Source organism: Phycisphaerae bacterium (genome assembly GCA_041652575.1).
In the GTDB taxonomy this organism is placed as follows: Bacteria; Planctomycetota; Phycisphaerae; order Sedimentisphaerales; family UBA12454; genus UBA12454.
The window spans coordinates 15,559-28,069 of sequence record JBAZHC010000021.1 but is presented as its reverse complement, the minus strand read 5'-3'; the positions used below and the strand labels follow the sequence as shown (position 1 = coordinate 28,069).

Below are 12,511 nucleotides of genomic sequence, written 5' to 3'. Positions count from 1 at the left end.
AATAATACATGAGTAAAAAAATTGTAATCATAGGCGGTGTAGCAGGTGGAGCATCGGCAGCGGCAAGATTGCGCCGGTTGGATGAGAATGCCGAGATAGTTCTTTTTGAAAGAGGAAAGTATATCTCATTTGCCAATTGCGGTTTGCCTTATTACGTGGGCCAGGTCATAAAAAACCGCGATGATTTACTTGTTCAGACGCCAAAGAAATTTAAGGATAGATTCAACATTGATGTAAGAGTCAACAGTGAAGTGATGGGTATTGACCGCAAACGTAAAGAAGTAAATGTAAAAGATATATCTTCCGAAATTACCCATACTGAAAAATATGACAAGTTAATTCTTTCGCCCGGGGCGGAACCGACAAGACCGCCTATACCCGGAATCAATTCCCCAAGGATATTCACACTGCGAAGTATACCGAATGCAGATGCAATTAGTGATTTCATCTCAGAGCATAATCCTAAACGGGCTGTAGTTATCGGCGGCGGATACATCGGCCTTGAGATGGCCGAGAATCTTCATAAACGCGGTATGCTCGTAGCAGTAGTCGAGATGCTCGACCAGGTAATGCCCACACTGGATAAAGAGATGGCCAATCTTCTGCATGAGCACCTGCACGAGCAGAGTATCGCACTTTGGCTCAGTGACGCAGTTACAGGTTTTCGAGAAAGTGATTCTAAATTGTTCGTTGCTCTAAAATCAGGTATGGAACTTCGCTGCGATATGGCAGTACTTGCTATTGGGGTAAAGCCGGAAGTCAAATTGGCTAAAGAGTCGGATTTAGAGCTTGGCAGCACAGGAGGAATAAAAGTAAATAATAATCTGCAGACGAGCGACCCTGATATTTTTGCCATTGGTGACGCAATTGAGGTTCAGCACTTTGTGTTGAAAAAGCCGGTTTTGATTCCCCTGGCCGGACCGGCAAACAGACAGGGCAGAATTGTAGCGGATAATATATGCGGCAGAGATGTTAAATATAAAGGCACTCAGGGAACAGCGATACTTAAAGTATTTGAACTTACAGTAGCAATGACAGGTGCAACTGAAAAGGATTTGAAAAAAACTGATATGGATTATGAAAAAGTTTACATACATCCTGCCAATCATGTCGGTTATTATCCGGGAGCCAAGCAGATGCATATAAAGGTACTTTTCAGTAAACCGGAAGGAAGGATTCTTGGGGTTCAGATTGTCGGTCAGGACGGTGTGGACAGAAGAATAGATGTATTTGCTACTGCCATTTATTTCGGTAAGACCGTTTTTGACCTGCAGGAACTTGAACTCGCTTATGCCCCGCCATACGGCAGTGGAAAAGACCCTGTAAATATGGCCGGCTTCGCAGCCGCCAATATATTGGAGGGCACTGCAGATATAGAGCATTTTGAAAAATTAGAAAAATCTTCATTCATAGTTGACGTCCGCTCAGATTCGGAATTTTCGGGCGGTAACGTACCAGGGGCAATACATATACCGGTCGACCAAATGCGAAACAGATTGAATGAATTACCAAAAGATAAAACTATTAACTTATATTGCTCCGTAGGCATTCGAAGTTATATCGCGTCAAGACTTTTAAGGCAAAAAGGTCTTGATGCCAAAAGCATATCAGGCGGTTACTCAACTTATGTGGCAAGAATCAGTGAAAAACTTCTTGAAGGCAAAACTGCCCGGCAGTTGAGAGATGAATTTTGTACAGGGCTCTAAAGAAAAAAATATGAAAGGAAAGTAAACTATGCCGGAATTTGGAAATCCTTTTAGCGGAATGGCAAAAGACCGTAAGCTGACAGATGCCGAATTAATTCGGGCGATTCGTTTTATGGTTTCTGCCGAGTACGAGGCAATCCAGTTGTATATGCAGTTGGCAGAATCCACGGACAACAAGTTGGCTAAAGATGTGCTCGTAGATATAGCGAACGAAGAGCGCGTTCACGCCGGCGAATTTTTACGGCTTCTGCACGAACTGGCTCCTGACGAGCAAAAACTATATGACAAAGGCACCGAAGAAGTTCAGGAAATGATAGACAAGCTGAAAAAAAGATAACTGCCCGACCTTTGCTGGTACACAGTTTATTTAAAAACAGGTTTCTGTTTATGGAGTTCATTCGACAAGTATTTCCCAACAAGTTACGTAAAGAAGAATTTATAAAAGAGTCAGCAGATAACTTATACAAATATGCCTGGAGGTGATTATGGATATTACATTTCGACCTGATGAAATTGATGTCGGTTTTCATCCTAATGGTTACCGAATAGATAAAACTGCTTCGCCGATAAATCGTTATACCAAATGGCAGTTTTCTCCCGGAAAAAGATGGTGCAATCCCAGGCCGGTTTGTTTCGATTCTTTGCCGCAAAGCGGCTGGATTAAAATAGATAAATTTGATTGGGATAACATCAATACAGATAAGGAGTTGTCTTTGATATGAAAGCAGTAATTGACGACGGCAAAAATGACATAGGCAAAATAATCAAAAAACCTTTGCGGTTGGAAATATATCCGGACAGCCGGGTGCTGCGTCAAGTGGCATGCCCCGTAGAGGTATTTGACAATGATATACAACTTCTTGCCGGTATGATGTTAGACTTTATGCGACAGAATAACGGCATCGGTCTGGCCGCACCACAAATCGGGCTTTCACGACGAATAATTGTGATTGAACTGGATAACCAGAGTTATTGTATGGTTAACCCAAAAATAAGTCTTGCTTCTGATTGTGATGTTATGGAGGAAGGCTGTCTGAGTTTGCCGGGAAAAACGGTTAAAGTTAAACGGCATAAGATTGCTCAAATACAGGGGCAGGATGTAACTGGAAAAATCCAAAGCATTGTTGCTGTCGGATTATTGGCAAGAGCTTTTCAGCATGAGACAGATCATCTCAATGGTGTTTTAATTTGTGATTACGAAAGTTAAGCTTTAAGAACGTTATGACTAAATTGTTAGAAATAATTCAGACTACCTGCATCATAACAACTTTTGTTTTTGTAATGATGCTGCTGATTGAATATCTTAACGCAGTAGCCGGCAGTCTGTGGCAAAAAATACTGCTTGGCAGCCGGTGGAAGCAGTATCTCGTTGCAACATTGCTGGGAGCATCGCCGGGATGCCTGGGAACTTTTGTTGTATTTACAATGTATTCGCACGGCATGGTAAGCCTGGGGGCAATGATTGCGGCGGCTATTGCAACTTTTGGCGATGAGCAATTTGTGCTTTTGGCTTTGGCTCCCAAAACAGCATTGTTCATGGGGATTGGCATGAGTATCTGCGGCATCTTGACTGGTGTAATCGTAGATTTCTTTTATAAGCCGAAGAATAAATCCATGAATTGCTTAAAAGGTATCGACATTCATCCCGACCAGCAATGCAGCAAATTTTCATTTAATCAGTTTAAACAACAATGGCGAAACTGCTCAATGGCTCGTTTCTTATTAGTATCGATACTGGTTATTATCATAATCTTAATACTAAGCGGAATTTTAGGCGGAGATATGCCTGCATGGCTTCGCTATACATTGATAATGACAATTGCGGCCTCGCTGGTCATAACGGCTACTACAAATGACCATTTTTTGGAAGATCACTTATGGCGTCATATAGCTCTGCGTCATGTGCCAAAGATATTCATGTGGACTCTGGGAGCGCTTATAATTATGTATTTTCTCACTGAGCGGTTAGACCTTGGCCCGATGATACAGAAAGGCAAGTGGATTGTGCTGGTTATAGCGTGCCTTGTTGGGATTATCCCTGAATCAGGGCCGCATCTTTTATTTGTAACGCTTTATGTTCAAGGCACAGTGCCTCTGAGCGTGCTTGTCAGCAGTTCCATTGTACAGGATGGGCATGGCCTGCTCCCGATGCTGGCACATTCACGGAAGGATTTCCTGATTGTAAAAAGTATTGCATTTATTGCAGGCCTGATAGTTGGTGCCGCAATGATGATTTTAGGATTTTAAGAAATGATGTTCTTATAGCCGGAAAGGGGCTTATTTAAAACCTATGATTATTTCAGTCGCAAGCGGAAAAGGCGGTACCGGCAAGACAACAATATCAACCAATCTGGCAATGTCACTATCAAGTGCCGGCCAACAGGTTCAATATATTGACTGTGATGTGGAAGAACCCAACGGACATATTTTCTTAAAACCGGTTATCGAGATTGCAGAGGATGTTACCGTAGGAGTGCCTGAAGTTGATTTAAGCAAATGCATAGGCTGCGGAAAATGCGGTCAGCTTTGTCAATACAGCGCAATCCTTAGCTTAAAAGGCTCTGTTCTTGTTTTTGAAAACCTGTGCCATTCGTGCGGCGGGTGCATGGCAATCTGCCCGGCAGGAGCTATTACTGAAAAGCAGCGTAAAATAGGAATAGCTGAATTCGGCAAGTCAAATGGTGTATATTTCGGCCACGGAAGACTCGATATAGGCGCTATTCAGACACCTGCATTGATTAGACATATTAAAAAAAGAATACAAAAAGATGTGATTAACATCATAGATGTTCCGCCGGGAACATCCTGCCCTGTCATAGCAGCGGTAAAGGACAGTGATTTTGTTTTGCTTGTTACCGAACCGACTCCTTTCGGCCTGAATGATTTGATACTGGCCCTTGATATGCTGCGCCAGTTAAAAATACCATTTGCAGTTACAATAAACAGAAGTGATATCGGAGATGATGCAGTAGTTAAATACTGCCGGCAGGAAAATATTGATGTGCTTCTCCAAATACCAAATGACAGAAAAATTGCCGAAAGCTATTCACGAGGCGTGATGCTCGTAGAAGCAATTCCTGATTATAAACAAAAGTTTTTGAAATTATACGAAGACATAATAAAGCTCGAAGGAAGTTATGAAGGAATTAGTCGTAATAAGCGGTAAAGGCGGCACAGGCAAAACAAGCATAACTGCCGCGTTTGCATCATTGGCTCAAAATGCCGTGATTGCGGATTGTGATGTCGATGCTGCTGACCTGCATCTTGTTTTAGAACCAAAGATAAAACAAAAATTTGATTTTTCCGGCGGCAAAAAAGCGTCTATTCGTACGAATGAATGTATTGGCTGTGGTGCGTGTCTGGCTCATTGTCGGTTTGGAGCGGTACTGCAGGATGATAGCACCGATGAATCGGCCTCATCCGGGCTGAAAGATTGTGAAAACTGCGACCATTGCAGGCGTTCATGCTCGATCCGAAACCATGCCCTTATCAGGGAAATGCAGCAATCGATGGGACTGGCCGGACCGACAATCTTCCGCATAGACCCGCTCGCTTGCCAAGGTTGTAAGGTCTGCGTTGAGTTCTGCCCGGTAAAAGCCATTGATTTTAAGGAAGTAATTAACGGCCAATGGTTTATTTCTGATACACGTTTCGGCCCGATGGTACACGCAAAATTGGGAATTGCCGAAGAAAACAGCGGCAAACTCGTAACTTTGATTCGCAGGGAAGCAAAAAAAATAGCTCAGGAACAAAATAAAGATTTATTAATTAGCGACGGCTCTCCCGGTATCGGATGTCCGGTTATCGCATCAATTACGGGAGCGGATTTGGTTCTTGTTGTAACTGAGCCGACATTGTCCGGCAAACACGATTTGGAGCGAGTCGCACAGCTTACAGCAAACTTTGGAATTAAAACTCTGGTTTGTATTAACAAAGCAGACATCAATCCAGAGATGACAGAAAGAATAGAAAAAGATGCAAATGAAAAAGGGTTGAAAGTTATCGGCAAAATACCTTATGATGAAGCTTTTACAAAAGCGCAGATAATGAAAACTACGCTAATAGAATACACCGGCGGCGATATAGCGGAAAAAATAAAAACAATGTGGCGAGAAATTATTTGCAAACTCGGCTAAAGATATTTATCAACATTTTGGAATTATAACTATGACACAGAAAAATCAGATGGAACCGGAACAGGAACAAATTAATAATCGAATGAGCCGGATTAAACATAAAATACTTGTTTTGTCAGGCAAAGGCGGCGTTGGTAAAAGTACCGTTGCGGCAAATCTTGCCGTTTCTTTATCTCTTGCCGGCAAAAGTGTCGGATTACTGGATATAGATATTCATGGACCGAGCATACCGAAAATTCTTAAACTTGAAGATAAAAGATTGGCGGTAATCGGCAATTCACTGATGCCAGTGCCGCTTTCAGAGAATCTTTGTGTTATGTCTATCGGATTTATGCTTGCGAATAAAGATGATCCTGTCATCTGGCGCGGGCCTATGAAATACCAGATAATAAAGCAGTTTCTTAAGGATGTTGAATGGGGGCAATTGGATTATCTGATTATCGATTCTCCGCCCGGCACCGGGGATGAGCCGTTATCCGTAATACAGCTTCTTGAAAAACCCGATGGCGCTGTGATTGTTACCACGCCGCAGCAGGTTGCTTTATCAGATGTGAGAAAGGGAATCTCCTTTTGCAGAACTTTGAATTTGCCTGTTATCGGTGTCATTGAAAATATGAGTGGTTTTGTATGCCCAAAATGCGGAGAGAAAACAGACATCTTCAAATCAGGCGGCGGCGAGACAATGGCAGCTGAAATGAAAGTTCCTTTTTTGGGCAGGATACCAATCGACCCGCAAATAGTAAATGCCTGTGACTCCGGAGAACCATACATCCGGCAATACAGCCAGAGTCAGGCAACCGCATCTTTTAGTGAAGCAATCAAAACCATATTAGAAATTGACAGGAAATAATCTGATAAAAAACTCTTTTAAGAAAGGAAGTTATTAAAATGAAAATAGCAATGCCTCTTATCGCAAACAAAGTATCGCAGCATTTCGGACACAGTGAAAATTTTCTAATCGCTAATGTTGACAAGGATGCAAAAACAGTTCTCGGCAAACAATTGGTTGTTCCGCCTCCGCACGAACCCGGCGTTCTGCCTAAATGGCTCAAAGAACTTGGTGTAAATTGCCTGATTACCTGTGGAATCGGACAAAGAGCAGTTGAACTTTTTAATCAGAGTGGTGTAAACGTAATAGCAGGAATAGAACCGCAGGACGCCGATACCGTTATCGATCTATTCCTGAATGACAAGCTCGAATCCGGTAAAAACGCCTGCGACCATTAATAAAGGACAAATATGCCAAGACCGATAAATCAAAGAATTGTTGCGCAAATGCCTTCGGTAGTTTATTTCAAGCCCAGAGGCGTGCCAATGTCCTGCCTTGAGCAGACTGTTTTAACCGTGGATGAGCTCGAAGCAATAAGGCTGGCTTATCTCGAAGGGCTTTACCAAGCTGACGCCGCCGCGAAAATGTCAGTTTCAAGACAAACTTTCGGCAGGATAATCGACTCGGCAAACAAAAAAATAGCAGATGCTCTGGTGAACGGTAAAGCCATCAAAATCGAAGGAGGCCATATCGATATACTTCAAAGACAAAATGGAACATCCTGCCGGTGGCAAAATAAAGGAGCAGTTCCCCGACCGCGGAATCCTTAATTAATACAAATCCGCGTTTCTGAATTGCCGACTTTTATGTTGGGGTTTTATTAAGCCCACCGGCCTTTTTGCCTGTCAGCAGGCGGTTTACCATCATCGCCGCCGCGGTATCGCCGCACGAGTTAATCATCGTCGCCGGCGAATCAACGACAGTGCCGATCATTGAGATTATAGGCAGCGCCTCCGGCCCGAATCCGTAGAGCGACACAATCAGCGTCTCGCCGAGAAAACCTCCGCCCGGTATGCCGCTCATTACGACCCCGCAAAGAATCGCGACCCCGACGGCACCGGCCAAAGTTTCCACTGACGAAAAATCCCGGCCGTAAAGTGAAAACAGCACCGCAATTTTCACAATTGCTGCCAAACACGTTCCGTCCATATGAATCGTCGCACCCAGCGGCAGTACGATTTCGCGCACATCTTCCGGCACACCAATACGCTCGGCCGCTTCAAGATTTACCGGCAGCGCAGCAAGACTGCTTCCGGTTCCGAACGCCGTCAGCGCAGGCCCCCATATATACGCCCAGAAATCCCTGACGCCTTTACCGCCCCCGCCGATAAAAGCATAGATGGAAAATCCGAATACGAAATACAAAATTGCCAATGGATAATACAGCCCGACCACCCGTGCGTATGAACCAAGGATTTGTGAACCGAATGTTCCCACAAGATATGCAAAATATGCGCCAAGACCAATCGGAGCATAGAGCATTATCAATTTTATAAGCTGTCCCATCACTTCAGAACCGCTTACGAGGAATTCCCGAAACCTTTTGCCCTTCTCGCCCGCCGCCTGCGATGCAAGGCCGGTCAGCACTGAAAAAACTATGAGAGCGAGAATGTTTCTACGATTCAGCAGGCCGGAGAAATCGCTTACAGAAATGGTATTGACTACTTTTTCCGCAAAGCCGCTGCTTTCCTGCATCGCCGGCTGGGTAAACTGCACTGTCAACCCCTTTGCCGGATTAAAAACTTTCACCGCAAAAACCATCAGGCACGATGAGATTATGCCGGTGATTATAAACACCGCCAGCATCAAACCTGCTATTCGGCCGAGGCGTTTGAGATTAGTGTTAGCAGCGATTGCCGAAGAAAGCGAAAAGAATATTAACGGCACAACAGCCGTGAAAAGCAGATTTAAAAACACATCTCCAAATGGTTTTAATATCTCGGCTTTCGGCCCGAGAAAATAGCCCAGCCCGGCGCCTCCCGCCACTGCCGCCAGCAGTATCAATGTAAATCGCCATCTCTTTATAAATTTCTTTGCGTCCATGCTTCAATCACTTATTTCGCCTCAGGAGGTGTATTACCATCATCCTGCCCGGAATCATTGGCATCGGCCGTACTGTTCGGGTCTTTGGCTCTCGGATTCTTAAAGAATATTTTTGACCTCGCGGCCATTCTGCTGCCTATTTCCGCGTATATCGGGTTGTTATGGTCGGCGTTCGGAACCATTCTAAGATGCCACTTCAATGGCAGTTGGCGTTTTAGAAATTCGTTTTTGACCGTTTGATAAAAAATCCTCGCTTTCCATACCCTGTCGTATTGATGAAACTGACCTTCTTTCGGCATCGTTTTGGACATCAGGTCTTTGACGCCCATAAGCAGTATCATTTCTTTATCGAATGATTTCCTAAGGGACTCTTCCGTAACACAGGTGCCTCTAAGCCCGTCGCTGAATACTTTATCGAAAACAGGTTCCGTATAATCGCCAGCTCCGTTGGCGATTGCCAGCGAGAATCTCGCCTCCGGCATAAACAGTACCATTCTTTGTACGAACTGCGCACCTGCCGAATGTCCGAATATGCAGTAAGCTTCCGCCTTTAATTCTTTTTCCTGTTTAACGAAATCGAATAAGCCTTCGATAACATTAAATGTCCATTCTGCTTTTTTTGTATATCTCTTATGGTCGTAATCGTAGACATTGCCTGCGTTATATCTCCCCCAGCCGCCGAATTCAGCCTCGGAAAATTCCGGGCACAAAACAATAAAGTTGTACATATTGGCGTATCTTTGCCATTCATCGCGATATCCCCTGCCGCTTCGGCCGGCCCCATGCATAACAAAAACAACTTGGGACAGCGGCGTCAGTTCGCTGGGACAGTGGTAATATACCGGAATTTTTTTAACCTGACCTGCCAGGTTATAATCGAAAACAAAATTTCCTGCCCCATTGCCGATAGTCTGTTTCGCAAAGCAGCAACAGGATAGGCAGGAGATAATTAAAAGCAGACAAAGACCTGTTTTAAAAACTTTCATCTCAGCCGAAATCATAAAAAACACTCCTGACGGAAATCGTCGTTGTTTTTATTCTCCGGCTATAATATCAAAACTCTCGAAGAAATTAAATGTTTATTTCCTGAGGTCGTTTTTTATATTTTACCAGTTGTCCTGCTCGCCTCCGCGGACGCACATAGCCAAACTGTAAACTTTGTTCTTACAGGTCATATACAGCGTTCTGCCTTTGGTTCCGCCGAAGGCTATATTGAATGGTGCGTTAGGCAGCGAGATAAACTTTAGCTGCTGGCCCGCAGGCGAAACAATCCACACGCCGCCAAGGCCGGTAAAATACAAATTGCCATGCACATCAATGGTCATACCATCAGGAACGTTACTCGTATCAGGCGGGTTTGTCGGGTCGAAAAATACAGAACCGCTGCCGAGAGTTCCGTCGGGATTGATATCGAAAACCCACCATTGCTGATAACTGGCAGTCGTGCTGCCTGCCGAGACATAGAGTTTGGTTTCATCCAGAGATGTAATAATGCCGTTCGGCTGATTCAACGTGTTGTTTACACGTGTTACGGTCCCGTCAGGTTTAAGCAGCCAAACGCCCTGAGTGGACGCAGCGCTTCCATCCCAGATAGGCGTGGTAAAATAAATATTTCCATTGGCCAACTGGCACAAATCGTTTGGCGGTTTGGTAAAACCGTCCGATGTGTCTGCAAGTATCTGCGTATCGCCCGGCCCGCTCGGCATAATCTGTCGGCTCGATATTTGTTTCGGATTTTCATCGCAGGCAAGCAGTCGGCCGTCCAGCGACATAATTGTTCCGTTTGTCGCCGGCGATGGAGTCAGCCAAACCGTTACATCACCGGGAGAATTGAGACGAAGAATTTGATACGTTCCCGTTCTGCGTGTGAAAAATAGTTTATCGCTGGCAGGGTCCCATGTCGGCCCCTCGAAGTTTATGCCTGTTGCGGAGTAAACTTCCTGCAGAATCGCTCCCGGCATAACAAGTTCCGAACTGAAATCGTCGAGCCAGTTTTCGCACAGGACATACAGGTCCTTTTCGTCGATTACGCCGTCGCTTGGTATCGATATATCGCAATCGCTGTCCCACCCTGTTCCGCCTGTCGTGCTGCGCCATGCATCGGCAAGAATTGCGAAATCTTTAAAATCTATCTGCCCGCTGCCGTCGATGTCCGGCCAGCCCGGCGCCGCTGTTACAAGTTCGATTCCATTTCCTGTACCGATGTTTCTGCTGTATTGTTTATCGGCTGCGTTGTTCCAGTGTTCGTGAACGCCTAAACTTTCAGTGAGCCCGCCATTATGGTTCGGGTCATAATTCGTTCCGGAACACGGGTCGGGAATAAGTGCCGCCTCGTGCAGATAATCGTCCGCCCCGGACATTTGCGGATATCCATCTATATTGGTCGGCGCTGCGTTCCATTCATTGTCCATAAAGTCGAAGCACACCGAATCGATTGCGACCTTGTCCTGTGATAAAAAGATACTGCTTGGCCAGTCGCCGTTGAACGGCGCCATATCCCATCGAATCGGATGAGAGTCCCAGCTTCGGCCCGAATAAAGGCCGTCCACTAAGGTCAGCATTGTTTTGCCGCCGAGTTTCGGATGCCCCAGCAGGTCGACAACCGCCCTGTAATGTTCCATTCCCGGCGATTCGGTCGCTCCGAGTCTCGACCAGTGCATATTGTAATACCCGCTGTCAGGCGGTTTTCTCATCATGGAGCCGAAATGATTTTTACCGCCGACCGTGATGCCGGAACTGTTGTGGCTTTTTAGAATCGGAAAGTTTATGAAATAAGTCGCCTGCGAAAAATGCGTCGGAATATAATCCTGATTTGTAACGCCTGAAAAATGCGAAGCGACAGGGTCGCTCCAGTATAATGGCGCGCTGTAATCGGGTACTACCTGTGTTCTGCCGGCCTGTGTAGCAGTTCTTTTTTCCAAATAGACAACGCCGGGGCAGCTCGAATGAACCATATTATACCAGTAGTCAGGCATACACTGTGTAGGGTCGCCTATGCTTATATCGCCGGGAGCAACGCCTGCGATATCGGTAAGCTGTTTCAGAAGGGCCGTCGCAAGCTGGGGCGCGTTATCTATCTGGTCGTAAAGGCTGCTGGTTTTCACCCCGCTGTCAACGACATCGTTCATCAATACGAAATTAATTTTTATCCCAATTTTTTCGCCCGGCGTATAACCGACATCGCCCCTGCCCTTTTGCTGGTTAAAGTATCTGAATATTGCGTCCCACGCATCCTGGTCGGTACTTTCGCCTGTTAATGCCCGAAGCGCCTTCGATAGCATCGCACTGACAACCTGCGGGTCCGTGCTGCTGTTGTCGTGCCAATATGGCTGGCTGGTATTGTTATCTCCCCAGGGCCAGTTTGCGGCATTGCCGTCGTGAATCCACGCGACTCGGCCGGGATGAATGCCCTGGGCAACGCCCATCGGTACATTAGAAACGATTGGCTCGTGAGCGTAAACCGGCTCCTGTTTGGTGCTGCTCATCGCCGTCCATATAAAAGCGACGCTGACAGCGGCACAAATTGCCGCCGCGATATAGCACCCCTTCGCAAGTAAACGTTTCGCCTTATGATACGCAGCGGCTGAACCTGCCAGACCCAGCAGCCAGATTATAAAACTCGACGCCAGCGGAAACGCCGCACGCTGACACGGATACGAAGCCCGCGAAGGTTTTGGTATCACTCGTATTAGAAACCATATTAAAGCTAATAATCCGGTGATTGGATACAACCATTTTAGCCAGCCGAACTTGCTTTTGGAATTAATGGGTTTGCCTGTTTGGGGACGGACCGACAC

The 12,511-nt window shown here is 45.5% G+C and carries 13 protein-coding genes; 10 read left to right on the top strand and 3 right to left on the bottom strand.

Annotated features, from left to right (window positions below):
- The first annotated feature begins 8 nt into the window (after positions 1 to 8).
- The 10 genes from WC496_12270 to WC496_12225 all read left to right on the top strand — a co-directional run bounded on the left by WC496_12270 (position 9) and on the right by WC496_12225 (position 7,441).
- Entirely contained in the window at positions 9 to 1,706 is a 1,698-nt protein-coding gene (locus tag WC496_12270) for a CoA-disulfide reductase (protein ID MFA5293789.1), read from the top strand.
- Positions 1,707 to 1,734: 28 nt separating this feature from the next.
- Positions 1,735 to 2,043: a ferritin family protein gene (locus WC496_12265; GenBank protein MFA5293788.1), complete on the top strand. Its 309-nt coding sequence runs from the start codon at positions 1,735 to 1,737 to the stop codon at positions 2,041 to 2,043.
- A gap of 148 nt (positions 2,044 to 2,191) precedes the next feature.
- The gene (locus WC496_12260; GenBank protein MFA5293787.1) at positions 2,192 to 2,428 is read left to right on the top strand and encodes a hypothetical protein; all 237 of its coding nucleotides are present in this window, start codon (positions 2,192 to 2,194) and stop codon (positions 2,426 to 2,428) included.
- Entirely contained in the window at positions 2,425 to 2,913 is a 489-nt protein-coding gene (gene def / locus WC496_12255) for a peptide deformylase (GenBank protein MFA5293786.1), read from the top strand. Before WC496_12260 ends, def begins: the two co-directional genes overlap by 4 nt.
- A gap of 14 nt (positions 2,914 to 2,927) precedes the next feature.
- Positions 2,928 to 3,953, top strand: a complete 1,026-nt coding sequence (locus WC496_12250) for a putative manganese transporter (GenBank protein ID MFA5293785.1) — start codon at positions 2,928 to 2,930, stop codon at positions 3,951 to 3,953.
- A 43-nt stretch (positions 3,954 to 3,996) separates the two neighbouring features.
- Positions 3,997 to 4,872, top strand: coding sequence for an ATP-binding protein (locus WC496_12245; GenBank protein MFA5293784.1), 876 nt, complete (start codon positions 3,997 to 3,999; stop codon positions 4,870 to 4,872).
- On the top strand, positions 4,844 to 5,842 hold the full coding sequence (locus WC496_12240; GenBank protein ID MFA5293783.1) for a 4Fe-4S binding protein: 999 nt from the start codon (positions 4,844 to 4,846) through the stop codon (positions 5,840 to 5,842). The genes WC496_12245 and WC496_12240 overlap by 29 nt, the downstream gene beginning before the upstream one ends.
- Before the next feature lie 31 nt (positions 5,843 to 5,873).
- A complete protein-coding gene (locus tag WC496_12235) occupies positions 5,874 to 6,692 on the top strand; it encodes an Mrp/NBP35 family ATP-binding protein (GenBank protein MFA5293782.1) in 819 nt (272 codons plus the stop codon).
- A 38-nt stretch (positions 6,693 to 6,730) separates the two neighbouring features.
- On the top strand, positions 6,731 to 7,069 hold the full coding sequence (locus WC496_12230; GenBank protein ID MFA5293781.1) for a NifB/NifX family molybdenum-iron cluster-binding protein: 339 nt from the start codon (positions 6,731 to 6,733) through the stop codon (positions 7,067 to 7,069).
- A 12-nt stretch (positions 7,070 to 7,081) separates the two neighbouring features.
- Positions 7,082 to 7,441, top strand: a complete 360-nt coding sequence (locus WC496_12225; protein ID MFA5293780.1) for a DUF134 domain-containing protein — start codon at positions 7,082 to 7,084, stop codon at positions 7,439 to 7,441.
- Between the two features lie 34 nt (positions 7,442 to 7,475).
- On the opposite strand, the gene WC496_12220 is transcribed toward WC496_12225, so the two are convergent.
- The 3 genes from WC496_12220 to WC496_12210 all read right to left on the bottom strand — a co-directional run bounded on the left by WC496_12220 (position 7,476) and on the right by WC496_12210 (position 12,397).
- Positions 7,476 to 8,714, bottom strand: a complete 1,239-nt coding sequence (locus tag WC496_12220) for a dicarboxylate/amino acid:cation symporter (GenBank protein MFA5293779.1) — start codon at positions 8,712 to 8,714, stop codon at positions 7,476 to 7,478.
- Between the two features lie 11 nt (positions 8,715 to 8,725).
- Positions 8,726 to 9,715: a hypothetical protein gene (locus tag WC496_12215; protein MFA5293778.1), complete on the bottom strand. Its 990-nt coding sequence runs from the start codon at positions 9,713 to 9,715 to the stop codon at positions 8,726 to 8,728.
- Between the two features lie 105 nt (positions 9,716 to 9,820).
- Positions 9,821 to 12,397 carry an SMP-30/gluconolactonase/LRE family protein gene (locus WC496_12210; GenBank protein MFA5293777.1) on the bottom strand — a complete coding sequence of 859 codons (2,577 nt, stop codon included), beginning with the start codon at positions 12,395 to 12,397 and terminating at the stop codon, positions 9,821 to 9,823.
- Between the last annotated feature and the right edge of the window lie 114 nt (positions 12,398 to 12,511).